This is a genomic window from Lentilactobacillus dabitei, from assembly GCF_019061365.1.
Taxonomy (GTDB): Bacteria; Bacillota; Bacilli; order Lactobacillales; family Lactobacillaceae; genus Lentilactobacillus; species Lentilactobacillus dabitei.
The window spans coordinates 1-21121 of record NZ_JAHPPD010000011.1; the positions used below are offsets into that span (position 1 = coordinate 1).

Sequence of the window (21121 nt, forward strand, 5' to 3'; positions counted from 1 at the left end):
TAACCCGGTCAACCGTTTCTTTTTTATTTACTTCTGGAAATAATTCAATCATGTCAGTCTTACCCATAACGCAACTCCTTTGTTTTAGCCTCATCTGATGTTATAATTAATCTGTCATTAACTAACATTATTTAAGCTGCCGGAGACGGGAGCTTTTTTATTTTTCCTCCAAATTCTGAAACGTTCATTTAGCTATCTCTCTTTTTAAAAAGCATCAAGTAAACAATTAAGCAATTTCATGTCATCGCTCATTTGTTTGCCCCCAATTGTCTTGTTCGTTCGTGCGATTGCACCGTATTTTGGGAGTTGATTTGATGTTGATAATTTGCAATTGTGCTACCTGCCAGAGATGCTTTAATTCCCAAAATATGAGCAATGGTTGCTGTAGGATAGCCGCGATTATAGAGCTCAACGACTTCCCGACGAATCTTGGCAGCTTCACGTGCTGACATATCCCCCATTTTGCGGGATCGGAAACTTAAAACTGGCTGTTCAGTCTGCTTAAGAACAATCGCCTGCCATTCAGGTGAATCATCGGGAGCTTCAGCGACTGATTTATAACGTCCCTCACATTGTTGGATCAGGACCAATAATTCATCATAGAAGCGCTTATTGTCCCGATTATGATCATGGATAATTTTTTCATAGTTGCGAATTTTTAACTCTAGTAATTTACTAATAAGTTCAACCTCTCTAGCCCTGTTCATAATCGCCCAGGACCCCTATTTTTCTAAATCTAATTTCTCTGCTCATTACTGTCACTCTCCTTTCATAAATACAAGCCATCTAGTCTTACTTCTCTTATCTCCAAATAAAGGAGCTTGACTAAAACATTCCAAAACTTGGTTCATAGGTATTTGACAAGTATTCCATTTAAAAATTAACGTTCCATGTGGTTTGAGAACTCGCAGACATTCAGAGAATCCTTTGGATAAATCAGTCTGCCAATTATCCTGATCTAGCTTGCCGTACTTTTTGGCCAACCAGGATGTTTTGCCAGCGTGAATCAAATGCGGCGGATCCCATACAACCATGTAGAAACTATTATCAGAAAATGGCATCTCCGTAAAATCAGCTACCACATCAGGATTAACGTCGACGATGTGTCCTGTGGGTAGTTTCTCATAATACTGTCGATTATCCATGAAAGTGACGTTCGGATTGGCTTTATCAAACCAAAACATTCGGCTTCCACAAGCTGCATCTAAAATGTATTTCATTTTTAATACTCCTCAAATATGCCGTTCTTAGCGTCGTACTCGGCGATTACCACCGGTATCTGATACCCATTCCCAACAAAAACCTTTATGGGTGCGCCTGCCCACACGGTGATTAGCACACTGCCCGATATGATGACAATTAAAACCTGCTTTCTCAGCTTGAATGCAGCTGTCCCATTTTTTGACAACTTTGCGTGTCAAAGGATCAATCTGTAAAACAGGTTTGTTTTGGCGTAACGCCCGTTTTTCATAAAAGTGATCTTTTTTAAATTTTTGCGCTCTTTTATGAATCCATGTGCCATAGTTGCTGTTATATTCGTAAGTGCACCATTCCAAATTATCAACACGGTTATTTGTTTTGTCCTCGTCTCGATGATTTATTATGGGAAAATGATGTGGATTTGGAATAAATGCAATGGCAACCAGGCGATGAATTTGAACATTATGGGGCTGACCGTCTGATCCCATTAACTGTGAAACGTAATAACCATTTCCATTAATTGATGGATGAAGCATTCTTGTAGGCACAGTATTTGTATGCTTGTGTCCAATTCTGTGTGAGCGAAGTCGGCCTAGGCTTGAAATCTCATATCCTTTAAATCCTTTTATTTTTCGCCATTTCTCAATCATTTTTGACCACCTCAAGCAACTGATTCTGAAAAAGTACCCATCTTATAGTCGTATACTGCAATAATTACTGCCACTCGATACTTAGCCATGAACATCTTCATACGCAAGACAGACGCTCTGGTTAACGTTGCACGATTTCCTTTCACATCCACCACGCTGACCAAATTACCGTGTTCGTATATGCTGAAATCTGGCGTATAGGTGCAACCACGGACATGCTTCCTAGGATTTTGTAGATCGAAACTTGGTAAGGTCTCAAACTTCTCATGGATTTTAAAATCCAATTTCAAGTTCTTCAAGTGCAGGTAGTACGCACCCTCGGCCTTGCTATCAAATTGGTGACCATCAATACTAATTTTGTGGGCGTTGAACTTATTGCCCTTTCTTGGCAATTTAATTGCCGACCCAGGTGGCTCTTGGACACCTGTGGGATAGTTTGTCATTTGCTCACCTTCATCTTGTCAAATTCCATCTGTTCTCCAATTGCTCTAATCACCTCTTAATTATTTCTAGTGGTTCCGGATAGATCGGCTTATTCGCTTTCTTCGTCTGAGTACCATCAATTCTCCAACTGTTCCGATAAGTCGGATAAATCAACGCCAGTTTTTTCATTAGCTCTGCCTTGTGTTGCGCCATGGCGTATTCTTTGTGACTATTAATGCCAACTGCTCGAAAACTCATTGCTTTTCCTCCTGTCAATTTCGTTTATTCGCTTCTGGGTCATAACTCCCAGTTTAATGAGGTCCGCTGGCTTTAATTTGGTCGGTCTAACATGATACTTTCGACTAAACGAATCAGCTCCCAGCGTATGAAACTCGGTATGATGTTCGCGACACAAAGCCATGAACCGATGTTGCCGATGATCAGCCAACTTGCGGGTTTCCGTCCCCACCGCGTCCCAATGATGAATGTCAGCGTGCTCACGGCCACAGATGGCACAAACCCGGTGGCGGCAACATTCGTACTGGTAATAAGCTTCATCCTTGGGCAGTAGCTCATAGCCCTTCTTGAATGGCACGTGCCATTCAAACATAAAGTCAATCACTAGGTCGAGTAACTGATTAGCATCGCTAACTGACGATTGAGTGGCGTCTGATAGGCTGATAGATTTACCAGCGGTATAAAACTCATACTGGGTATAAAACATCGTTTTCAAGAAATCCGGTGGCACCACGTAGTAAGTGGCAATATCATTTAGCAGGGCAAAGAATAACCGCCGTTGCTGTGGTCGGGCTTGGCGCGGATCGGCAAACGTTAGATCCACCCAAACTTGATCTGATTGGCCGTTGACCGTCTCCAAATGGTCTTCATCGGGTTCTTGGCTGAGATGTACCACCAGATCTTTACCATGTCGTTGAGCAATGATTCTCATGTGTCCATAACCTTCTTTTTCTGCTGGGCGATTGCCGCTTTAAAGTCCAAATAGTCCTCAGCTTCTAAATTTGGGTCCCATTCAAAATTTGTTAAAAAGTCGGCGTCATATTGATATAACATCACCATCACGGCAAAGCGTCGAAAGATTTCCCGACAATTCGAATCGTACTGATTACCGCCTTGGCGAACAACCAGCCGCATTTGATCCTTATAGCGTTCAAGAATCCAATCGGCATGGACTTCACTCTTAGCTAGTTTGAGCATTTCGTCGGCCCAAGCAATCTTAGTCATGCTTTCGCCCCCATTCGGTGATCCTCAATATCACTAAACAAGATGGTGTTGCCCACGCCATGATTGGCCATGCGGCTAAAGGCCCGATTGCCATACTTTTCTTGGAAGGCACTCCCAATCAGATTCGAAGTCACAATTGTTGATAAATTTTCCCGGTAACGCCAGAGTTGGTCAACCAAATCCAGTGAAAAGTCAGTGGTTCGTTCGCTCCCCAGATCGTCAATAATGACAAAATCCGCGGTTTGCAGATGGTGCAGACTGTTATCAACTTTTCGTTGTAGATCAGGTTGGGAGATACCGGCTTTTTTATCGGCAATTAATTGGCGCCAGTCAATAAACATGCCATGCTGACGGTAATGGGTCAGCTCAAAGATGCGGTACATCATGGCCACCGCTAAATGGGTTTTTCCAACACCAGTATTGCCTAGTAGCATCGTATGAATCGTTTGCCCTTCAGCAATCTGATTGGCTAATTTTTGACAATGCTGCTTAACTCGTTTTTGTGCCGAAGTATTTGCGATATAATTATCAAAGCGGTGATTAAATACCTTAAAAGAACTGTATATGCTATACGCGTTAAAATACTTCAAGGTAGCATCCTTTCGAGCTTGTTCCGATAATTTTTCATTAGTCGGCGTGGTATGTTTCGGTAGGGGCTCTTTATAACCGCAGTTAAAGCAGGCCCCATGCATCTTTTTACCAGTCGCTTTATTCAAAATTTTGGGACGCAGTAACAGTTCCCCGCAGTTGGGGCACTGAGTGCCATAGGTTTCGAAGAGCTTGTTGGCAAATTTTTTCATCGCTGATTCGAGTTGGTTCAAAATGGCTCGTCTCCCTTCTGGGGTGTGCGAATTGGTTCGGGCTTAGCCTCGTGTCGATATCTAGTGGATCCGCCAAAATCTCTAGAGGTATCGTCATGCCGGCTAAGCTCTTTTTGTTTGTATTCGCGGTTGGCTTGCCCCGTTAGAATGTCATATTTTTCACGTAATTTCTTGGCTGACAAAATATTAGCCTGCCAGAAATCGTTATCCTGCGCCCAATCAACCAGCTTATTAAGTTTGTCATAGTCCCGGCCATCACGCTCATGAGCTAGGCGAACTTCATCCGCCCACTTTTGCAAGTTAGGCTTTTTTAAATCCTGATGTTCAAGGATTCGTTTGTAGAGATGTTCAGCAATTTGATAAGGTTGTTCAGCCGGGGTGTAGGTTCGTGATGCCTTAGATCGCGGACGTTTGTTTTTAGTTAGGTTAGAGTCAGTATTAGTAAGTTCTTTATGAGCTACCGCTTGGGATCCAGGTTGCCTAACCAGTTGGGATACTCCTTCTAAACCAGTTGAGATACTTTTTGGTTTTAAAGTATCCTTACTAGTTGGGTAACTTGTTGCTTGCTTTGCTTTTTCGTACAGATTGATAATTTGATATTCTGGGGGTTTAACATTTTTCTTACCCTGAATATATTTAATTAACCCATGTTGCACGAGTGAATTGCGTGCCTTTTTGAGTCCGGGTTCGGATAATCCTGTCAGACTGAGGAGTGCCGAATTTTTCATGCGAAACTGGACATCCAATTTGCTCTCATCGTTCGCGTAATCTAATAACTCGCGATACAGATTATTTTGGCCATTAGAGACATCAATTTCAGTCATTTTCAACTGGCGGTACGCCCGTCTTTGTTTGAAGTAATCCAAACTAGAACCCCCTTTCATTTATTCCTCCCACCCACCACTAATCTTTAATTTAGAATGGCAAATCATCATCCTTAACATCAACGGAATCATTGCCGTTTGCAAACGGATCATCGTTATCATTTGGCAATGGCGTACCAGTAGCTGGTTTGTCACTAGTTTGTCCCACGTTGGGACGCTTAACACCATTTGGCTGACTACCATCTGGATTAACTGGATGATAGTTATAAGCGTTTAAATAGATGTTTCCTTTGTCATTGGGTTTGCCCCATTCAGTATCAACAGATAATGTTTTACCGACAGCTACATTGACAATGCTTTGTAGTGAATCAATTGGTGTTCCATTAGTTGCTCCCAAAGCAACTACTAAGGTATTAAATCGACGCTGAGATTTTTTCAAATGATTCGAATCTTCATCATTCCAGGTCAAAGTTTGATATGGAATTGTTGCGCCTTGGTATTTACCGTCAATAATTTCATAGTCTAGAGTAATTTTTTGCTGACCACGTCCGGTCTTTCCTACTTCTGCTTTGACAATTTTCACATTATATAAACCGGCTTCTTGGACGCTTGCACCTAAAACATTATTTGAATCAGTTATGAACAATGGCATTTTCTGTTTGCTCCTTCTTTTCGTTTGGCTTTAATTTAGTTACTTTGGATTGAATGAGTTCGCTTGCATGAATTAACTTACGATCATCCAACCGGTTCTTGGCATGGTTCCCCTGCTCTGGATCTAAATCAATCATCCGCTGACCATCTTTAACATAGATTCGGCCTACTACATCGAACATGCTGGTAAACGCGTTAAACGTCTTCTCATTCATGTCAGCGGCATAACGACCGCCTCCAGTTAATCCTGACGTTCCATTGTCAACCTGATGAGCAGTAGCATAGATCGTGGCACCGCTTGATTTAAGCATGGTACCCAGATCCCGAAACCATAGTTGTAGCTTTTGATAATTCTGCCGATTATCTTTAGCTGCGTTATCAATATTCTCGAGTACGTAATTTTGTAAGGCTGACATATTGTCAAGGGCAATCACTCGATAAACTTTCTGGTGAATTGCCCAATTGATAACCTGAACAACTTTAGCTTGAATCTTGGGCATGTCAGCTTTATCAAAGATCACCACGTCCGTATCCTCGTCGCCAATCAAGACATTGCTTGACAGATCAAAGCTAAAAAGTAATTTATGACCTTCAAACTGTTTCAGCAAAGTTGTTTTACCGGTTCCACCATCGCCGTAAACGAAATACATATTGGGAATTCGTGGAATTTCTCCATTCTTGTAAATCTTCATAGTTGATCGCCTACCTTATTAGGGTGATAACTAACTGATTCCTTTTCGATCACAGTAATTCCAGGTACTTTCTCGCCATTTTGATCAATGGCTACCCCGTCATAATCGGTCAGCTGTTTTTTGAAGTCTGCCCATTTAATGTCTTTTTTGAGTAAGTCTGGATAATTCTTTTCTACAAACGGAAGAAGCTTACTGGGTTCACGTTGGTATTGTTTAGCATGACGCAGGCTGGTATAACCAGCTGGAACTTTAACCTTGCCATCAGGTTGCGTTTGGCGATACTGTTCAATCAATTGTTCAAAGTAATCCTGGCTTTCTTTCAATGGTTTAGTTTCGCTTTCGTACCATTCCTTGGTTTGTTCGTCAAAGCCGGCTTTTTGTTGCGCTTTGATATCCAGCTCATGCTTAACCTCAGCTAATTTACGAAATGCCCAGTTTGCTTTGTTATCGTCATCAATAACAAATGTTTGTTTTTCCGGTGCCTCTTTAATTTCATCCATAACTAGTCCTCCTCGTAAATATCGGTAACTTCGTAATCGCTTAGTTTATCTTTTTCTTTTCTGAGGCAAGTCAGCAGCGCACTTTTAACTTTCGGATTGCTTTCTTGGTCATAAGCTCGTTCCAATCCGGCAACTCGCAAGCGTGCATATTTGACTGCTTTAATCCCATTCGCCAGCTTGATTTTCATACTTAAGCTCCTCCAGTTCTTTGTCTGTACCAGTTTCATACTCATCAGCTAATTCGTCGTAATAGGCATCTTCTTTTGGACTATCTGGATACATGCTTCATGCCCCCTAACAGTCGTTGCAGAAATGTCTGTGTCGGTCTATACTTGATGTATAGAATATTTTGATATGCGAACAACTTCGCTTTAGTTGCGTTGGACAGTTGCACCTGTTCAGCGCTTTTCTTTTGCTCATTTTTCATGTTTTGCCTCCTAGTCAAACCAATCATGTGGATTGTGAATCACGCTGTTAAAAATGTATCCGGCGCCAAAAACCAATCCATAAAACGTTCCCCAGCTAATAAAGTTTAAAACTGCAGCCATTGATTACATCTCCCCTGCAAATATCTGATGCCGCTTAAAATACTTGATGCATTCTTCGCGGTTGTACTTTTTCTGATGCCCCTGAACAACGTGTGGACAGTCTGGATAGTACTTCTCGAAAGTCTTAGTGTCTTTACATGCGAATACTTCTAAGGCTGCCTGAGCTTCAGTTAACGTTGCTTCGCGATACTTTTGATCAATTTGTTTGCTAACTTGATCAGTAATAACTGGAACTAATTGTTTGATAACCGCTTCAACGACATTTTTTGAATCCACATTGTCAAGATTGACCGTAACTTTCATAGGCGACACCTCCTTGTGGCCGATTGATGATCCATTGTCGAATCAGATTGTGAATCGAAACTTGCATGCTGGTTTGACTGTCCGTTTCTTCACTGAGCTGCTGTAAATAAAACTGAACATCATGGATATCTTGCTTTGTGACTTCTGAAGCTGGTTTGTTAAAAATTAACATCACCTTGTCATCAAGTGCTTTGCGTTCAGCTTCTTCCTTACTTGTCTCAATAAAACGAGTTTGCGGAATGTCAACACTGATCTGATCAGGTGAAAGTAATCTTAATCCGCAAAGATATTCAGCCACCTGATAGCGGAATAAATCATCATCCAGATAATTCATCACGCCTAACAACCGATTCAGCGGAATATCACGATCACCAGTCAACCAGTTTGTAATGTTTGATTTTGATAAATGCATCTCGGCGGCAACCTGGCTCTGTGAATACCCTGACCTCGTGATGACATCTCTCAGGTCCTTCCTTATATCAATGCTCATAAATATCGCCCCCTTAAATTTGTGTAATTTCAGTAATGCCGTTCATCCCCTAAAAAGGTACATTAAAAGTAGCAGAGGATTAATAACACTAGCCATTAACTCAATAGTGTTAGCCGTTCCACTTGCGGATAAACATCTTTGGAAGCCAGAAAATCATATATGAATTTCTGCCCTCGCTGTGTCCACTTCATCGTGTTGGCGACTTTCTTAGTTCCCGTTTTCTGATCAAAGTAGGAAAATGGCTCAATGTGCGTATACCCAAACCCTTGATACTTGGCGTATAGCAACCACGTTTTCCCCTGCCGGTACTGAATCCCCATTTTGTGCAGCAACTGATTGAACTTGGCGGTCGACATCCCGTAATTCTTGGCAATCATTGACGTGGTTTCTAACCCTGGATTAGCAAGCATCTTTTGAGTGTAATCCGCAGCCGGCTTAAGCTTCTGATTCTCTTCCATCGAATCAGCCAAGGCTCGTAATGCACTTGGGTAATCTTTCGGTAACGGCAATTGTGGCTGGGCCTTAGCTTGCTTCTCCATTGCGATAAAATATTGTCGAGCTTGCTTGCCTCTGTCCGTTCTTTGAATCATGGATAATTCCTTTGCCATGTCCAGAGTCAATGCGTGGTTTACTTGAGGACGGCCACCTTGAGGTTTTACTTTTTTTCCAGTAAAACTAATGAAATCAACGTTTTCAGTAAATCCATACTTTTGCATATCTCTGAACCAGTCGTTATATCGTTCCTTTACTTCCAGGAAGTCATGCAGGTCCCGACCGTCGACAGCAACGGAACCATCATTTTGTTTGAAAGTTTTAATTAGTTCATTCATTTGTATCATCCTTTCGTTCTTTGAAAACTAAATATCGAAGTCTGCTTTAAACTTCTCAAATAACTTTCGAGCTTCTGGAACCTGTTCATCAGTCAACTTACGAATGTCCTTCAAGCTAAGTTTTAATTTAATCGCCATATTTACTGAAGAAACTAACTGACTCCAGGGAAACAGCTGGTGTCCATCATCCGTATAAGCTCTGGCACACGCCCAGTCATGAACCTCTTGTTTCAGTACCATAGCCTTCGGATTGCTTTGCTTAGTTAATAATCGACGGACAACCGGACGCTCTTCTTCTGGGAATGCCTTGAGTTGTTCCTCTGTTACTTGCACTACTTGGTCACCTCCTGTTCTTCATCAAGCAAATCTTCAATTGAAACATTTAATGCTTTAGCGAGTGCATTTGCAATTCGTGCATTTGGCGTAGCACCGTGTTCAATAGTGCTAATTGTCGTTTGTGGAACGGTGCTCATATCTGATAGTCGTCCCTGAGACAATCCAAGAGCCAATCGATACTTTCTTACGTTTTGTCCAACAGTCATTTTCGTGCCTCCTTAGTTAACGTATTTGCGGTACATTTATATAATAACGCATTTAAGGTAAATGTCAACGTATTTACGGTAATCAGTTCAAAAAATAATTGGTAGACTTAACGTATAACCGTTAAAGGAGATTTTTACATGACTGATCATGAGTTGATTCTCAATCGAATCTACCAATTAATTAGAGAAAGAAACTTAACAGTAAATCGTCTGGCTACTCTTTCAGGGGTCAGACAATCCACCTTAACATCCTTAGAAAGTCGGCCTACTGGCGTACCCAAAGCTGATACTATTCGCCTTTTGTGTAAGGCATTAGGTATTTCAGTCAAAGACTTCTTCGACTTTCCGCCCTACAACGAGGTGGAAAAATGAAACCTAGTGAAAAACGGGATAAAAAGATTCTCAATTTACTAAAGAAATATGATTATGGAACTAGAGGCTTAGATGCATTTATGTCTGAAGCCCCCGATAAGTTGAAAATGAATCCATTAACATTAAAAGAGGATATCAACAGACTTGATTCTGAAAAAGACCATTTGCACTATGTCCATGTCGTATATAATCAGGATAATAATGGGAATTACAGAGCCGGTGTTCTTGGTAACGTAGAGTGGCTAACATCTGATGGAAAAGATTACCTAGATGAGTTAAATCATTCTTGGGAACGCACATTTTGGCTGTATTTCCAAATCTATGGCTGGCCGATCGCAGTCGCTGTAATTGTTCAAGTAATTAAGAACCTACTTAATTAAATATCGCGTCAAGCAATCCCCAAACCACTCCAACAATAATTGGCCATACAATCGCCGGGAACCAAGGATGATCATCGTTCCAGTCAACAAATGCTTCCATAGCATCGTTGATAGCATCGTTGACCCTTTCTGAGAAACTTTCCTTCCTCATATCTTCTCACCTCCTCGTATCTCTTAGTTTCTTGGCAAGTGAAGCTAGTTTGGCAGCTCCGTCTAACAGGTCGCGCCAAACCCCTTTTCGCATTACTTGGTCACCTCCTTATCCTCATCTGTCAGTAATTCATTGACATCAACGTTTAATGTTTTAGCGAGCGCGACGATTTTTTTGATATTCGGTGTATACAAGTTGTTTTCAACATCGCTAATTGTTGTTTGAGATACACCGGAAAGCTTAGATAGATCAATTTGCGAGTAATTCTTCAATCTCCTCAATCTTTTAAGGTTGTCACCAATCATTTTTATCACCTACCTTTATTTAGGTAACTTTATTATACCGCCATAAAGATAACTATCAACGGTATTTCGGTAATTTCTTGTAAAAATATCTCTTATACTAGAGATATTCGTAATAGTTAGGAGCTAAGCAATGAAAACCGACGCACAACTTATATCAGAACGACTTTTCACTTTCCTCAATGAGAGAAACCTCACAGTTAATAGACTTGCTACTTTATCTGGTGTTCCTCAAACAACATTAAACGGAATTGTTAATGGTGAAAGTAAGAATCCGAGAGTAGGTACCATACGCAAATTGTGTAAAGCACTTGATATTTCTTATCATGATTTTTTTGACTTTCCTCCCTACAACGAGGTGGAAAAATAGGAGGGAGGTGATAAAAATTGCAAGATTATGATGAGATAGAAAATTTTCTCTTGGCTGAATTTGTCAAAGCATCTAAAAACAGTGAAAATATGAAAGCCATATTAAGCAACGTTACAGATGCTAGTGAGGCAAAGGGGTATACAGACGAAAATATGATGCGCGCATTAAAAGACTTATATGATATCGGATTTACCAACTATGAGATTGATTGGTCAAATACGCCTGGTCCTGAACATGCACGGGTTACTTTACGTGATCATCACGAACCACTAACTGTTAGTGGCTACAGGTATTGGAAGGAAAATATTCGTTAATATTTAGATGAGGGATTCTTTTTTGAGAATCCCTTTCCATTTTCTGTTGTAAAGAATCCATAAGAGTCTTCGATTTCGACCACAAAGTAGTTATCATCAGTATCTATAATTGTGTGTATCATATGAGGGTCGCCAAAAATTAACGTCATCGCGTGTCCATGTGGCTCCTTGACAACAATCTTTCTGTAGCGTTCGTTATGGTCTTCCACTTCTTTGTGGGGCTTCGGTTTTAATGCCATACCTGCCATTTGAGATTTGATATAATCAAATAGAAATTCGGTATCGCTCAGACTGTAATCGGCTTTTACCAATTCGGTAATAAACGTATCGGCAATATTCGAAAATTTATCTTGCTTTGTGTGATCTAGTTTCATTACTTAATCTCCTCATTAAAAGTCATCATTGATCTCTGTTGAGTCCTCTGAAGTAGATGGTTCAGTGTTACGCTTGATAGCCTTTAGAATTGCCATTTGATCGTCAGATGGCATAAGATTAACGTTCAAATTAATCTCATAGTTCTTAGCAAGAGTTGCTATTTGCGGTAGCAACTCTTTTAATTCATCCAAAGAATGGACGCTTAGATTCATGTTTAACTTATCCATGTATTCACCTCCTTACGTGCTCACCTTGCAGGATTCTCATCAACATCATTCATTTAGTGGGATAATTGAGTTATTCCATTAAAGGTGGTGAAAATTTATGAAGTTAGCTCAGCTAGAGACATTTCAGTATTTGCTCAATGAACTATCAATGTTGCCAGAAACAAAGTCGTATAAATTAGTCTTTGCATTGAATGAAAGGCTTTATACTGCCGATTTGTATCAGAACCACGGAAATCTTCCAAATCAGGTTTCATACAAGAAAGTTGTCGTTGGAGAAAACGGTTTTTACTTTTTTAAAGATGAAGTGCCAAGCAACGACTTTTCTCTAATTCAAGGTTTAAATCGGCTTCAATCACATGAGTTCTACAGCACTTATATCGGTACCAGCAATTTAAAAAATGCTGATGTTGTGTTTAGAATTCTGTTTAATCTTGTTTCCGATTTGAAGGACGTAAAGCAACCTCACCCTTTATCTACAAGATTAAAAGTCTAGATGGAAAAGTCGATTTGCCTTTCTACAAAGTTTCGGCAACTGATACTTTAGAACCTGTTTCTTTGATTGAATCAGATCTTTAAAAAATTGGATTCATATTTAATCAAGTTATAGGCATATTGAAGACTTGCGTACGCTTCCTCGTGCGTTAAGTCTTTCTTTTTTAAAAGATCCACAATTTCTTTTCCATACTGTGGAATATCATCAAACCCTGGTGCATCTTTAAATGGTGGATTTGATTCTTTAAACTCAGTTAGATACTGATGCTTACTAAAGTTTCCTTCGTTCATTCTTTCACCTCCTTACGTGCCTACCTTCTGCGAAGAAGAATCTTTTTGTTTACTTAGAGTTGACTGAAACTCTAAAAAAATACAATCTGGTTTAGTTTTTAGAATTTTAGCAATTTTGAAAGTCAACTCATAGCTAGCACGCCGTTCTCCTCGTTCTATAAGAGAATAATAACTTTTTGAAATGCCGACTTTGTCTGCTATTTGTTGCATGGTTAAACCTTTTTTAAGCCTTGTCTCACGTAAAATGCTGTTCATTAGATCACCCCCTAATTAACTTTATGTAAACATTTTAGTTTACTTTATGTTGATTGTCAACAAAAAATCAACATTTTGTCAACTTTTATTGTGTTTGCTATTTGTAAACTTTATTATATGAATTGAGGTGATACATTTGGATTTCGGAACACGCTTAAAACAATTACGTACCGAACACAAGCTTACCCAGGAAGAATTGGGCAAGAAAATTAATGTAAGCAAGGCTTCTATCTCTTTATATGAGAAAAATTTACGTGAGCCTAGTAAAGATTCACTTGTAACACTTGCAAATTTTTTTAATGTCTCTACTGATTATTTATTAGGAAACACTATTGATCGAAATGGTCATACCCCTTCTTGGGCAACCAATGAGGATAAAAAAGACCTCAAGAGATTTCTTGAGGAAAATGCCAATGGCATGACTTATGGGGGTGAGGGATTAACCGATGAAGAGCAGAAGCAAGTTAGAAGAGTTTTGGAAGGACTTTTTTGGGACAAACAGAAGCAAAAAGATAGTCGCAAATAATTTTGTCAGAGAAATGGTCAAAAGTATTGTATTCAATAATGGAACGGCTGATCCTTTTCTTATAACAGAGAAATTGGATATTGAGATTCGTTGGGAAGCATTTGGTCCCCACCCACTCGGCCAAACTGCTTATTTTGATAAATGCCCAATTATCTTGTTAAATGAAAGCATTCGTGATTCCGTACAACGCAATTTTACCTGTGGTCACGAATTGGGTCATATTATTTGCCAACCAGGAATAAATGGGTATCAGACTGGGCGATTAAGCCATGGAACCTGCGAATACGAAGCCAATCAGTTCGCAACTGCGTTGATGGGACTATTATATGTTGAGGAAAACGGGTGTGGACCAGACAGTTATTATGATTTGGTACACCGTTATGGGTCACCCATTGACATGCTAGATTGATTAAGGAGATGACAGGCTAGATATTGCTTGTGATTTATGTGGGAATATAGTAAGGAGCGAGTTAGTATGTGGATGAATATCGGTACAACTTTGTTTATTTTTGCAATTGGGTTCACAGTTTATTGGGCAATTAAAGGTCGATCAGAAAAATTTCACAAATCAAAATTCGGAAAAATTGCCATTGCTTTATTTGTTCTAAGCATCGGTGCAGGAATGCTCGATCCTTCGACAAGTTCGAGTGATGGATCATCAAGTACCACCCAATCTCAAGAGTCACATAAATCATCTAGTTCTACAGTAAAAGCATCCTCAGTAAAAAAGGCAAAAGCCGAATCTTCGTCGAAACGAAAAGCTGAATCATCTTCTGAAAATCAAGCTTTAAAAAAACAAGTAAAAATTCAACGTAAGAAGAACGAAAAACTTAATTACCAGGAATTGCAATCATATTTATCAAAACTTTCGACTAAGTACCATGGAGCAATTGATAACGTTTACTATTCAAAAGCCGATTCAGCAACCGTTATCATTTTAGACTCGGATATTCTCAGCATGTCTGATAATCAACTAAAAGCAGCTGTCCGTGGTGCCTGGAACATTGGCCAAAATGCAGCAGAAAAGTATTCACCACTTCCAGATAGTGTGAATGCAAATTATATAACTGTAAAAGATTCAACTGGAAATAATCTAGCACATACTTCTATGTTTGGAAGTTTTAAATACGATGGGGAATAAGAACTATTTGAAATCGACCTTTCCAAAGATGCAAGAGTTATTCAAGATCTAAATGGCGGTTCAATATCTGTTTGGAATTCTCTTGTAAGAAATGCTAAAACAGAGTCCGCAAAATTGAATCACAAATACAGTCATATAATCGTTCCCAACCCATCAGATAAAAGCAAGGAGCTTCTGGAAGTCCAAAATGGGGAAATAAAATATAACGTTGGTGATGATTACTAAGTGGGTCATCGTTGGTTGCACCAATTAGAAGAATCAGTTGTAGATATCGAGTTTGAATAAACCCACCCTATTCATGAGGGCGACACAATCACCGTAAAGGGGTCTGGTCTAACTGACACTGTTACGCTAAATGGTAAAACATTAAAATCTGATATTATTGTCGATTACGTTAAAGTTCATTAAAAATATGATCAGAATTTTGAGGAGCTATAAATATGAAATTTAGAAAATCAATTTTATTGGGAATCACAGCATTATCGCTTGGCATTGGTGTTTCTACAACCACTGTATCCGCAAATCATAGTTTTACCTACTGGACACATCCTCACTGGGTTACAGTTACTAAAACGTCAACAATTGTAAAGATTCGAAACACCTACCCTCTTTACAAAAGTTACGCTGTTAAGAGATACCGCATCCACCGTGGACACCACTTGTTAATTCATCATGTGGCCAGTTACGATTGGCAAGTTGAAAGTGGTCATTTCAACAGCAATAGCTATTACACATATGCTGTCAATCGTTCTGGTTATAGTTGGTTCAAGCAAGGTATTTATTAATAAACTAGTCCAAATACTGATGACTTTAAAAGCTGAAATTTAGGAGGAATACTATGAAAAGTAAATTAATTTATTCGGCAATCTTAGCGATGACATTGGGAACAGTTTCTGGTATTAGTGTATCTACATTTACTAGTCCAAACGCGCTTGCTAAGACAAAACTAGCCCGAGTTATTAGTTATAAGAAGCTAAGTAAGACTCCTTACAATGTTAATAAGGGTTATCTATACACTAACCCTCGCTTAAATAAGAAGGCTCACAGGGCTGCTAACTATCTTTCATGGACCTTTTATGCTACTGAATCAGCTAAAGTTAAAAAAGCAAATGGTAAAGAGGCCACTTATTATTATTTAAAGAGTGGTAATAATAAGGTTAAAGGTTGGATATGGAAGGGCAACTTAAGTAAAGTAGTTGTATCTACAAATAATAATACGAACAATAACACCAGTAACTCAGGTTCATCAGGAACCACTAATACGAACAATAACACCAGTAACTCAGGTTCATCAGGAACCACTAATACGAACAATAACACCAGTAACTCAGGTTCATCAGGAACCACTCAGTCAACTAATGATTATGTCCAACAAAAATCTGATATCAGCAATATGCTATCTATTGTACGTACTATGTATTCTCAAGATCAAGACGATGTTTTAGCTGATTTTGAGAATATTACGCCTAAAGCAGCTTATGATTCATCAGATAATGGTAATGATCTTTCTGAAGTGATTTCTGATATGGGATATGCAGTTGATGACCAAGACAACGATAATGGTGTAAGAATGGATGCTCAGGCTATTCAAAATGCTTATCAACTATTTGCAAATCGCTTTCCCTCTTTAACATCCATAAAATTAGCTGCCTTGTCTTCACGCTTATCTGATACTTTATCAGGAAAAAGTTCAGATGATGTTTCAGATGCTGCTGTTAATTTAGCTGATGCATTATCTGATGCTGTTTCAAACCTTCAAAGATAAATTAGCTTTCCCCACCGGTGCCAACGATAGGTCCAACTCCCATCGGGGAACTTAGTTTAAATGCTGAGGACTATAAAAGCTGAATTTAGAGAAAGGATCTCAAAATGTATGAGAACAAACGAGAAAATCCATAAGTTAATTACTGACATAACTCAGGATAAATCAAACAATAAATTTAAAAAGTACATTTCTTCAATAAAATTTCCATACTATAAAAATTTTATTCCTTTCAGTGAAATAAATTTTGAATTTCCATTAACTGTACTCGTAGGAAAAAATGGTTGTGGAAAAAGTTCCATACTTCATGCTTTGTATGGATGTCCAAGGGGACAAACCCCTGCGTATTATTGGTTTTCAACAACTGTTGATCCAATAAAGGATGGTGATGGAAAGGGAATGCCTCAATGCTTTGTCTATTCTTATTATGAAGACGGAAATTTCAACCAAACAGTAATGAGGAGATCATCGCGTCCAGGGACAAAAACCAAAAGAAAAAACTTGGACTATTGGGAAACTGACAAAATAAAGAAAATGTATCGGATGAAAATTAGTGGTAACCGCCGTCCCCCAATTGATTGGAATTGTCTCTACTTGGATTTTAGACAAGAGCTGAGTGCCTATGATAAATTCTTTTACTTTGGATCCATTTCTGATATAAAAACAGTAACTAAACAGGATTTCATTAGAAGAGTTTCCCCAAAATTACAAAAAGCTTTTCGTGGAAAATCACTTTATAGTACTAACAATCATAAAATTCAAAACAAGCTTCCTCATACATTGACAACAACAGAACTTCATTTTATTTCTGAAATTCTTGGAACTGAATATGTAAGTGGTAGAATAGTGTACCATCATTTTTTTAGAAATTGGGGGATTTCTGCTTTAATCAAAAAAAAGGATTTTCAGTATACTGAAGCCCATGCAGGGAGCGGCGAATTTACCGTAATACAGCTTGTCCATAAGCTTTGTTCTATTAGTACATCAAGTTTAATCCTTTTAGATGAACCAGAAACCTCTTTGTATCCTGGTGCGCAAAAACGCTTATTGCTCTTTTTACTAACTGAATTAAAAAGAACTAAAAGTCAAATAATTATTGCTACTCACTCGGAAAAATTTATTTCATGCCTACCAGATAATGCTATTAAATCTATATCAGTTAACTCTAATATTAAAGAAATAAATAATGCTATTATTAAAAATAGCAGTTCCCCTAACGAAGTATTTAATGAATTAGAAATACCTGTTTCTTCAAATTGTACTGTTTTTGTTGAAGATGAAGCGACAAAATTACTTTTAGATTCAGTTATAAAAACTATGAATATAGATGCAAATATTATTTCTGTTGAGTACACTCATGAGGGAGCTGACAGTTTACAAAAATTAGATATTTTGCAATCGTCTCTACATCAACTAACAGATTGGTTCTATCTCCTTGATGGGGATAAAAGAATTGAAAAAGTAGCTATTAATAATTTAACTGTAAAAGAGGCTGAGGATCCCAATTTTATTAATTCTGCTATCGAAAAAATATCTAAAAAGATTCCCTTTCCATCTTCAAAGGGAAGAAACGAGAAACACTCAACATCAAAAGACGAAATAAAACTAGATGCTCAAAGAAAATATTTGGAGTATTATTATACTAATGTTGATTTTTTGCCCGAAAATACTCCTGAGGATATTATCTGGAATGAACCATTTTTAAATGAAATATGTAAGCTTTATCAGATTCAAATCGAATTAAACAAAAGTGACAAAAAGGGAACACTGCATGATATTGCCTGTAAAAAAATTGGGGATAGTAAAATTAACAACAGTGAATATTACGCATTCTTTAAAGAACTAACACAGCAATTGATTAATAGCAGTAATGAACAAGACAAAGAAAACGTAAGAAAAATTCAGGGAATTCTAGAGAACTTCTTAAGCTTATTTGAAAAAAAGCATAAAGGTGATAATTAATGAGAATAAACGCAATTGATCTTTTTTCAGGATGTGGAGGCTTGACCGAGGGTTTAGAGCAAAGCGAAATAAATGTGGAATATGCAATTGAACTGGATAGAAAAATATCAAATATTTATGCTACAAATCATCCGAATGTTAAAATAATTAATTCAGATATTCAAAAGGTAACAGACACAACATTTAAGCAAATGGAAAATGTAAATTTAGTTGCTGGTTGTCCCCCATGTCAGGGATTCACACAAATGAATCGAAATAATAAACGATCTAACTATAAAGACAGCAGAAATATGTTAATTCAAGAATATTTAAGAGTAGTTAAGATTATATCTCCTGAATTTATTATGATGGAAAATGTTCCGCAAATTGTTCATTTTAATAAATTTAAAGAAATGCTTGTTGCCCTAAAACGATGTGGTTATTTTTTAGATTTAAAAATAATTAATGTTAAAAACTTTGGGGTACCACAAAATAGAAAAAGGCTGGTTTTATTAGGTTCAAAAAAACAACAACCAAATTTCCCAGATTTTACAACTAAAAATATAAAAACAGTAAGGGACTGTATTGGTAATCTAACTCCACCGAAAAAAAGTACAGATATTCTTCAAAAAATTCATTCTAATCATACTGAATATATTGAAAAAATTATCAGTATGATTCCTAAAAATGGTGGAAGCCGGAAAGACCTTCCTGAAAGCTATTGGTTAAAGTGTCATAAGCATAAGAACGTTGGGTTTTCAGATGTATATGGCCGAATGAAATGGGATACTCCTTCTCCAACAATTACTGGTGGATGTTTGTCCCCTTCTAAAGGACGATTTTTACATCCGGAACAAAACAGAAGCATTAGCGTTAGGGAAGCTTCATTATTACAGTCATTTCCTAAAAATTACTATTTTAACGAAAAATATCCAAAATCATTATTGGCTCAAATGATTGGAAATGCTATCCCTCCTTTAGTTGCTAAGGCGCAAGGACAATATTTATTAAAACTTCAAAGAAGTTCTAAATAAGAACTTCCTAAGGAAGTTTTTATTTAGAACGTTTAGAGAACATACGTGCCCTATTTTGTAAACAAATCAATTAAAAATACACATTGAAAGGAAATGATGACATGGCAAAATGGAAACCAATGAAGCGCCATCCCAATATCTACGAATACCCAGTTAAAAATGGTAAGAAATACGGAATTCGCTTCACCTACTACGATGCTGAACATAAGCGCCGAGAATACAAAAAAAGTGGCTTTCGTGATTGGCAAGATGCCGAAGTTGCTTTACACAAATTTCAAAACGATATTGATAATGGCTTCGTTAACGCTTTGAATAACCGGCGAACAACAGTCGAAGCTTACTATGAAGTAATTCGTAAACGATCAGTTGATATCGGTAAGTGGCGTCCGGCAACAATTGCGCAAAAAGATATGTATTTCGCAAAGCATCTCAAACCTGTATTTGGAAATATGGCGTTAACCGATATTAGTCGGCAACAGTATCAGCATTTTATTGATAGCAAAGTTAAAGATGGCTACGCTAAGACGACCATCAGTACAATAAATTCTGTTATGCAAATCATTATGAATGCTGCTGAACGTAATGATGTGATTTCTAAAAACAAATTAAAAGACATCTCAATTGAAGGTGCTAAGGAGCCTAAGCCAGCCAAGCTGGAACCACAAGATTATCAATTATTCATGAAGACAGCAAGGGAATATTTGAGCAAATATTGGTATACCCTCATCTGCTTATTAGCGCTGGGAGCGCGTCGTGAGGAAATTTCTGGGTTGCGGTATAAGTCCCTTAAGTTTTTTAAGCAAGGTGGCCAGGAAGCCTGTGAGATCACGTACGATATGGCACGCACTCGTTACGAGGAAGGTGGTGGAAAATTAAAGAATCACGCCAGCTATCGCAAAAATTATGTTACGGGAGAACTTGTTGAGCTGTTAAAATTTTCGCTTCAATACTCAAAAAACATATGTACTCAATGTGGCAGACAATACAACAACGACTCATTTCTATTCGTAATGGAAGATTATGGTGAACCCATACATCCAGAATACCCTAACAAAATTTTTAAAAAGGTAGAACGTGCCTGTGGTGTCCACGTTTACCCCCATCTTCTACGTCATTATTTTGCCACAATGGCTAGATCTAATAACTTTTCACCCACTGATATTATGCATTGGCTGGGCCACTCATCTTTAACAATGACAGACTCATATACACGGCCAACGAAGCAGGGAGCTTTAAAATTGATTAACGAAATGAATGGCACTCTTTTTAAACCTAATAATGGCAAGTAATTTCGGAAGTGTGGCAGAAAGCTGTGGCACCTTTTGTAAATGCCACAGAAACTGCCACATAATTATCACTCCGCTTTCTCACATATCCAATTGAAGACACAAAAAAATCGCTTCATATCAACAGTTAATGTCGATATGAAGCGATTTAATTTAATCTAATTATAACCCTATTACTTAAGGGTA

Annotated in this window: 39 protein-coding genes; 13 read left to right on the forward strand and 26 right to left on the reverse strand. The window is 38.2% G+C overall.

What is annotated here, in order from left to right; translation table 11 throughout:
* Positions 1-248 precede the first annotated feature (248 nt).
* The 20 genes from KTE19_RS02820 to KTE19_RS02910 all read right to left on the reverse strand — a co-directional run bounded on the left by KTE19_RS02820 (position 249) and on the right by KTE19_RS02910 (position 9716).
* On the reverse strand, positions 249-707 hold the full coding sequence (locus tag KTE19_RS02820; RefSeq protein ID WP_217341573.1) for a hypothetical protein: 459 nt from the start codon (positions 705-707) through the stop codon (positions 249-251).
* 51 nt (positions 708-758) lie between these two features.
* The gene (locus tag KTE19_RS02825) at positions 759-1220 is read right to left on the reverse strand and encodes a class I SAM-dependent methyltransferase (RefSeq protein ID WP_217341574.1); all 462 of its coding nucleotides are present in this window, start codon (positions 1218-1220) and stop codon (positions 759-761) included.
* A 27-nt stretch (positions 1221-1247) separates the two neighbouring features.
* Positions 1248-1850, reverse strand: coding sequence for an NUMOD4 domain-containing protein (locus tag KTE19_RS02830; RefSeq protein WP_056939087.1), 603 nt, complete (start codon positions 1848-1850; stop codon positions 1248-1250).
* Between the two features lie 11 nt (positions 1851-1861).
* Positions 1862-2293, reverse strand: coding sequence for a DUF1064 domain-containing protein (locus tag KTE19_RS02835; RefSeq protein WP_217341575.1), 432 nt, complete (start codon positions 2291-2293; stop codon positions 1862-1864).
* A gap of 49 nt (positions 2294-2342) precedes the next feature.
* Positions 2343-2531 (reverse strand): hypothetical protein, encoded by a 189-nt coding sequence (locus KTE19_RS02840; RefSeq protein ID WP_217341576.1) that lies wholly within the window; start codon positions 2529-2531, stop codon positions 2343-2345.
* Positions 2506-3222 carry a putative HNHc nuclease gene (locus tag KTE19_RS02845; protein ID WP_217341577.1) on the reverse strand — a complete coding sequence of 239 codons (717 nt, stop codon included), beginning with the start codon at positions 3220-3222 and terminating at the stop codon, positions 2506-2508. The genes KTE19_RS02840 and KTE19_RS02845 overlap by 26 nt, the downstream gene beginning before the upstream one ends.
* A complete protein-coding gene (locus KTE19_RS02850) occupies positions 3219-3515 on the reverse strand; it encodes a hypothetical protein (protein ID WP_217341578.1) in 297 nt (98 codons plus the stop codon). Before KTE19_RS02850 ends, KTE19_RS02845 begins: the two co-directional genes overlap by 4 nt.
* Positions 3512-4336: an ATP-binding protein gene (locus tag KTE19_RS02855; protein ID WP_249778565.1), complete on the reverse strand. Its 825-nt coding sequence runs from the start codon at positions 4334-4336 to the stop codon at positions 3512-3514. Before KTE19_RS02855 ends, KTE19_RS02850 begins: the two co-directional genes overlap by 4 nt.
* Positions 4333-5202 carry a hypothetical protein gene (locus KTE19_RS13895; protein WP_249778567.1) on the reverse strand — a complete coding sequence of 290 codons (870 nt, stop codon included), beginning with the start codon at positions 5200-5202 and terminating at the stop codon, positions 4333-4335. Before KTE19_RS13895 ends, KTE19_RS02855 begins: the two co-directional genes overlap by 4 nt.
* Positions 5203-5251: 49 nt before the next feature.
* Positions 5252-5812 carry a DUF669 domain-containing protein gene (locus tag KTE19_RS02865; RefSeq protein ID WP_217341579.1) on the reverse strand — a complete coding sequence of 187 codons (561 nt, stop codon included), beginning with the start codon at positions 5810-5812 and terminating at the stop codon, positions 5252-5254.
* Positions 5793-6503 carry an AAA family ATPase gene (locus KTE19_RS02870; RefSeq protein WP_084988275.1) on the reverse strand — a complete coding sequence of 237 codons (711 nt, stop codon included), beginning with the start codon at positions 6501-6503 and terminating at the stop codon, positions 5793-5795. The genes KTE19_RS02865 and KTE19_RS02870 overlap by 20 nt, the downstream gene beginning before the upstream one ends.
* Positions 6500-7003 (reverse strand): host-nuclease inhibitor Gam family protein, encoded by a 504-nt coding sequence (locus KTE19_RS02875; RefSeq protein ID WP_085012938.1) that lies wholly within the window; start codon positions 7001-7003, stop codon positions 6500-6502. Before KTE19_RS02875 ends, KTE19_RS02870 begins: the two co-directional genes overlap by 4 nt.
* 2 nt (positions 7004-7005) lie before the next feature.
* On the reverse strand, positions 7006-7191 hold the full coding sequence (locus tag KTE19_RS02880) for a hypothetical protein (RefSeq protein WP_217341580.1): 186 nt from the start codon (positions 7189-7191) through the stop codon (positions 7006-7008).
* Positions 7163-7285, reverse strand: a complete 123-nt coding sequence (locus tag KTE19_RS14125; RefSeq protein ID WP_258419055.1) for a hypothetical protein — start codon at positions 7283-7285, stop codon at positions 7163-7165. Before KTE19_RS14125 ends, KTE19_RS02880 begins: the two co-directional genes overlap by 29 nt.
* The gene (locus tag KTE19_RS02885; protein WP_217341581.1) at positions 7272-7430 is read right to left on the reverse strand and encodes a hypothetical protein; all 159 of its coding nucleotides are present in this window, start codon (positions 7428-7430) and stop codon (positions 7272-7274) included. The genes KTE19_RS14125 and KTE19_RS02885 overlap by 14 nt, the downstream gene beginning before the upstream one ends.
* Before the next feature lie 124 nt (positions 7431-7554).
* Entirely contained in the window at positions 7555-7854 is a 300-nt protein-coding gene (locus tag KTE19_RS02890) for a hypothetical protein (RefSeq protein ID WP_008856361.1), read from the reverse strand.
* On the reverse strand, positions 7832-8344 hold the full coding sequence (locus tag KTE19_RS02895) for a helix-turn-helix domain-containing protein (RefSeq protein WP_217341582.1): 513 nt from the start codon (positions 8342-8344) through the stop codon (positions 7832-7834). The genes KTE19_RS02890 and KTE19_RS02895 overlap by 23 nt, the downstream gene beginning before the upstream one ends.
* A gap of 95 nt (positions 8345-8439) precedes the next feature.
* On the reverse strand, positions 8440-9174 hold the full coding sequence (locus KTE19_RS02900) for an antA/AntB antirepressor family protein (RefSeq protein WP_217341583.1): 735 nt from the start codon (positions 9172-9174) through the stop codon (positions 8440-8442).
* A gap of 27 nt (positions 9175-9201) precedes the next feature.
* Complete coding sequence (locus tag KTE19_RS02905; protein ID WP_217341584.1) at positions 9202-9507, reverse strand: hypothetical protein; 306 nt, start codon at positions 9505-9507, stop codon at positions 9202-9204.
* Positions 9507-9716, reverse strand: a complete 210-nt coding sequence (locus KTE19_RS02910) for a helix-turn-helix transcriptional regulator (protein ID WP_085013284.1) — start codon at positions 9714-9716, stop codon at positions 9507-9509. The genes KTE19_RS02905 and KTE19_RS02910 overlap by 1 nt, the downstream gene beginning before the upstream one ends.
* Positions 9717-9854: 138 nt before the next feature.
* Between KTE19_RS02910 and KTE19_RS02915 the strand changes: the two genes are divergently transcribed.
* Positions 9855-10088 carry a helix-turn-helix domain-containing protein gene (locus KTE19_RS02915; RefSeq protein ID WP_217341585.1) on the forward strand — a complete coding sequence of 78 codons (234 nt, stop codon included), beginning with the start codon at positions 9855-9857 and terminating at the stop codon, positions 10086-10088.
* Complete coding sequence (locus tag KTE19_RS02920) at positions 10085-10468, forward strand: hypothetical protein (protein WP_217341586.1); 384 nt, start codon at positions 10085-10087, stop codon at positions 10466-10468. Before KTE19_RS02915 ends, KTE19_RS02920 begins: the two co-directional genes overlap by 4 nt.
* Here the strand turns inward: KTE19_RS02920 and KTE19_RS02925 are convergent.
* A complete protein-coding gene (locus KTE19_RS02925) occupies positions 10461-10619 on the reverse strand; it encodes a hypothetical protein (protein ID WP_217341587.1) in 159 nt (52 codons plus the stop codon). The genes KTE19_RS02920 and KTE19_RS02925 overlap by 8 nt on opposite strands.
* Before the next feature lie 92 nt (positions 10620-10711).
* On the reverse strand, positions 10712-10924 hold the full coding sequence (locus tag KTE19_RS02930; RefSeq protein ID WP_283817064.1) for a helix-turn-helix domain-containing protein: 213 nt from the start codon (positions 10922-10924) through the stop codon (positions 10712-10714).
* 130 nt (positions 10925-11054) lie between these two features.
* Here KTE19_RS02930 and KTE19_RS02935 point away from each other — a divergent pair, with 130 nt between their 5' ends.
* Both KTE19_RS02935 and KTE19_RS02940 read left to right on the forward strand, forming a co-directional pair.
* On the forward strand, positions 11055-11291 hold the full coding sequence (locus KTE19_RS02935) for a helix-turn-helix domain-containing protein (protein WP_217341589.1): 237 nt from the start codon (positions 11055-11057) through the stop codon (positions 11289-11291).
* A gap of 17 nt (positions 11292-11308) precedes the next feature.
* Positions 11309-11605, forward strand: a complete 297-nt coding sequence (locus KTE19_RS02940; protein WP_217341590.1) for a hypothetical protein — start codon at positions 11309-11311, stop codon at positions 11603-11605.
* On the opposite strand, the gene KTE19_RS02945 is transcribed toward KTE19_RS02940, so the two are convergent.
* On the reverse strand, positions 11602-11979 hold the full coding sequence (locus KTE19_RS02945; protein WP_217341591.1) for a hypothetical protein: 378 nt from the start codon (positions 11977-11979) through the stop codon (positions 11602-11604). The genes KTE19_RS02940 and KTE19_RS02945 overlap by 4 nt on opposite strands.
* A 15-nt stretch (positions 11980-11994) precedes the next feature.
* Positions 11995-12207 carry a hypothetical protein gene (locus tag KTE19_RS02950; RefSeq protein ID WP_065203743.1) on the reverse strand — a complete coding sequence of 71 codons (213 nt, stop codon included), beginning with the start codon at positions 12205-12207 and terminating at the stop codon, positions 11995-11997.
* Between the two features lie 97 nt (positions 12208-12304).
* Here KTE19_RS02950 and KTE19_RS02955 point away from each other — a divergent pair, with 97 nt between their 5' ends.
* Positions 12305-12700 carry a hypothetical protein gene (locus tag KTE19_RS02955; RefSeq protein WP_217341592.1) on the forward strand — a complete coding sequence of 132 codons (396 nt, stop codon included), beginning with the start codon at positions 12305-12307 and terminating at the stop codon, positions 12698-12700.
* 71 nt (positions 12701-12771) lie between these two features.
* On the opposite strand, the gene KTE19_RS02960 is transcribed toward KTE19_RS02955, so the two are convergent.
* Entirely contained in the window at positions 12772-12990 is a 219-nt protein-coding gene (locus tag KTE19_RS02960; protein WP_217341593.1) for a hypothetical protein, read from the reverse strand.
* Between the two features lie 12 nt (positions 12991-13002).
* On the reverse strand, positions 13003-13245 hold the full coding sequence (locus KTE19_RS02965) for a helix-turn-helix domain-containing protein (RefSeq protein ID WP_217341594.1): 243 nt from the start codon (positions 13243-13245) through the stop codon (positions 13003-13005).
* A 136-nt stretch (positions 13246-13381) separates the two neighbouring features.
* On the opposite strand from KTE19_RS02965, the gene KTE19_RS02970 reads away from it, so the two are divergent.
* The 8 genes from KTE19_RS02970 (at position 13382) to KTE19_RS03005 (ending at position 20938) form a co-directional block, all read left to right on the forward strand.
* Complete coding sequence (locus KTE19_RS02970) at positions 13382-13771, forward strand: helix-turn-helix domain-containing protein (protein ID WP_065203746.1); 390 nt, start codon at positions 13382-13384, stop codon at positions 13769-13771.
* A complete protein-coding gene (locus tag KTE19_RS02975) occupies positions 13692-14180 on the forward strand; it encodes an ImmA/IrrE family metallo-endopeptidase (protein ID WP_249778566.1) in 489 nt (162 codons plus the stop codon). Before KTE19_RS02970 ends, KTE19_RS02975 begins: the two co-directional genes overlap by 80 nt.
* A gap of 66 nt (positions 14181-14246) precedes the next feature.
* A complete protein-coding gene (locus KTE19_RS02980) occupies positions 14247-14912 on the forward strand; it encodes a hypothetical protein (protein ID WP_217341595.1) in 666 nt (221 codons plus the stop codon).
* Between the two features lie 440 nt (positions 14913-15352).
* Positions 15353-15697 carry a hypothetical protein gene (locus KTE19_RS02985; RefSeq protein ID WP_217341596.1) on the forward strand — a complete coding sequence of 115 codons (345 nt, stop codon included), beginning with the start codon at positions 15353-15355 and terminating at the stop codon, positions 15695-15697.
* 53 nt (positions 15698-15750) lie between these two features.
* A complete protein-coding gene (locus tag KTE19_RS02990) occupies positions 15751-16677 on the forward strand; it encodes a hypothetical protein (protein WP_217341597.1) in 927 nt (308 codons plus the stop codon).
* 108 nt (positions 16678-16785) lie between these two features.
* Positions 16786-18636 carry an AAA family ATPase gene (locus KTE19_RS02995; RefSeq protein WP_217341598.1) on the forward strand — a complete coding sequence of 617 codons (1851 nt, stop codon included), beginning with the start codon at positions 16786-16788 and terminating at the stop codon, positions 18634-18636.
* On the forward strand, positions 18636-19649 hold the full coding sequence (locus tag KTE19_RS03000) for a DNA cytosine methyltransferase (protein WP_217341599.1): 1014 nt from the start codon (positions 18636-18638) through the stop codon (positions 19647-19649). The genes KTE19_RS02995 and KTE19_RS03000 overlap by 1 nt, the downstream gene beginning before the upstream one ends.
* Before the next feature lie 101 nt (positions 19650-19750).
* Positions 19751-20938 (forward strand): tyrosine-type recombinase/integrase, encoded by a 1188-nt coding sequence (locus KTE19_RS03005; RefSeq protein WP_217341600.1) that lies wholly within the window; start codon positions 19751-19753, stop codon positions 20936-20938.
* Positions 20939-21121: the final 183 nt, after the last annotated feature.

Coding starts and splice junctions, on each gene's coding strand:
- KTE19_RS02950 (WP_065203743.1), bottom strand. CDS start 12,207: ATGGATAAGTTAAACATGAATCTAAGCGTCCATTCTTTGGATGAATTA.
- KTE19_RS02890 (WP_008856361.1), bottom strand. CDS start 7,854: ATGAAAGTTACGGTCAATCTTGACAATGTGGATTCAAAAAATGTCGTT.
- KTE19_RS02965 (WP_217341594.1), bottom strand. CDS start 13,245: ATGAACAGCATTTTACGTGAGACAAGGCTTAAAAAAGGTTTAACCATG.
- KTE19_RS02865 (WP_217341579.1), bottom strand. CDS start 5,812: ATGCCATTGTTCATAACTGATTCAAATAATGTTTTAGGTGCAAGCGTC.
- KTE19_RS02830 (WP_056939087.1), bottom strand. CDS start 1,850: ATGATTGAGAAATGGCGAAAAATAAAAGGATTTAAAGGATATGAGATT.
- KTE19_RS02915 (WP_217341585.1), top strand. CDS start 9,855: ATGACTGATCATGAGTTGATTCTCAATCGAATCTACCAATTAATTAGA.
- KTE19_RS02900 (WP_217341583.1), bottom strand. CDS start 9,174: ATGAATGAACTAATTAAAACTTTCAAACAAAATGATGGTTCCGTTGCT.
- KTE19_RS02955 (WP_217341592.1), top strand. CDS start 12,305: ATGAAGTTAGCTCAGCTAGAGACATTTCAGTATTTGCTCAATGAACTA.
- KTE19_RS02945 (WP_217341591.1), bottom strand. CDS start 11,979: ATGAAACTAGATCACACAAAGCAAGATAAATTTTCGAATATTGCCGAT.
- KTE19_RS02995 (WP_217341598.1), top strand. CDS start 16,786: ATGAGAACAAACGAGAAAATCCATAAGTTAATTACTGACATAACTCAG.
- KTE19_RS02910 (WP_085013284.1), bottom strand. CDS start 9,716: ATGACTGTTGGACAAAACGTAAGAAAGTATCGATTGGCTCTTGGATTG.
- KTE19_RS02930 (WP_283817064.1), bottom strand. CDS start 10,924: ATGATTGGTGACAACCTTAAAAGATTGAGGAGATTGAAGAATTACTCG.
- KTE19_RS02835 (WP_217341575.1), bottom strand. CDS start 2,293: ATGACAAACTATCCCACAGGTGTCCAAGAGCCACCTGGGTCGGCAATT.
- KTE19_RS02985 (WP_217341596.1), top strand. CDS start 15,353: ATGAAATTTAGAAAATCAATTTTATTGGGAATCACAGCATTATCGCTT.
- KTE19_RS02980 (WP_217341595.1), top strand. CDS start 14,247: ATGTGGATGAATATCGGTACAACTTTGTTTATTTTTGCAATTGGGTTC.
- KTE19_RS02845 (WP_217341577.1), bottom strand. CDS start 3,222: ATGAGAATCATTGCTCAACGACATGGTAAAGATCTGGTGGTACATCTC.
- KTE19_RS14125 (WP_258419055.1), bottom strand. CDS start 7,285: ATGTATCCAGATAGTCCAAAAGAAGATGCCTATTACGACGAATTAGCT.
- KTE19_RS02870 (WP_084988275.1), bottom strand. CDS start 6,503: ATGAAGATTTACAAGAATGGAGAAATTCCACGAATTCCCAATATGTAT.
- KTE19_RS02820 (WP_217341573.1), bottom strand. CDS start 707: ATGAACAGGGCTAGAGAGGTTGAACTTATTAGTAAATTACTAGAGTTA.
- KTE19_RS02935 (WP_217341589.1), top strand. CDS start 11,055: ATGAAAACCGACGCACAACTTATATCAGAACGACTTTTCACTTTCCTC.
- KTE19_RS02885 (WP_217341581.1), bottom strand. CDS start 7,430: ATGAAAAATGAGCAAAAGAAAAGCGCTGAACAGGTGCAACTGTCCAAC.
- KTE19_RS02880 (WP_217341580.1), bottom strand. CDS start 7,191: ATGAAAATCAAGCTGGCGAATGGGATTAAAGCAGTCAAATATGCACGC.
- KTE19_RS02960 (WP_217341593.1), bottom strand. CDS start 12,990: ATGAACGAAGGAAACTTTAGTAAGCATCAGTATCTAACTGAGTTTAAA.
- KTE19_RS02840 (WP_217341576.1), bottom strand. CDS start 2,531: ATGAGTTTTCGAGCAGTTGGCATTAATAGTCACAAAGAATACGCCATG.
- KTE19_RS02850 (WP_217341578.1), bottom strand. CDS start 3,515: ATGACTAAGATTGCTTGGGCCGACGAAATGCTCAAACTAGCTAAGAGT.
- KTE19_RS03000 (WP_217341599.1), top strand. CDS start 18,636: ATGAGAATAAACGCAATTGATCTTTTTTCAGGATGTGGAGGCTTGACC.
- KTE19_RS02975 (WP_249778566.1), top strand. CDS start 13,692: ATGAAGAGCAGAAGCAAGTTAGAAGAGTTTTGGAAGGACTTTTTTGGG.
- KTE19_RS02825 (WP_217341574.1), bottom strand. CDS start 1,220: ATGAAATACATTTTAGATGCAGCTTGTGGAAGCCGAATGTTTTGGTTT.
- KTE19_RS02920 (WP_217341586.1), top strand. CDS start 10,085: ATGAAACCTAGTGAAAAACGGGATAAAAAGATTCTCAATTTACTAAAG.
- KTE19_RS02990 (WP_217341597.1), top strand. CDS start 15,751: ATGAAAAGTAAATTAATTTATTCGGCAATCTTAGCGATGACATTGGGA.
- KTE19_RS02895 (WP_217341582.1), bottom strand. CDS start 8,344: ATGAGCATTGATATAAGGAAGGACCTGAGAGATGTCATCACGAGGTCA.
- KTE19_RS02925 (WP_217341587.1), bottom strand. CDS start 10,619: ATGAGGAAGGAAAGTTTCTCAGAAAGGGTCAACGATGCTATCAACGAT.
- KTE19_RS02875 (WP_085012938.1), bottom strand. CDS start 7,003: ATGGATGAAATTAAAGAGGCACCGGAAAAACAAACATTTGTTATTGAT.
- KTE19_RS03005 (WP_217341600.1), top strand. CDS start 19,751: ATGGCAAAATGGAAACCAATGAAGCGCCATCCCAATATCTACGAATAC.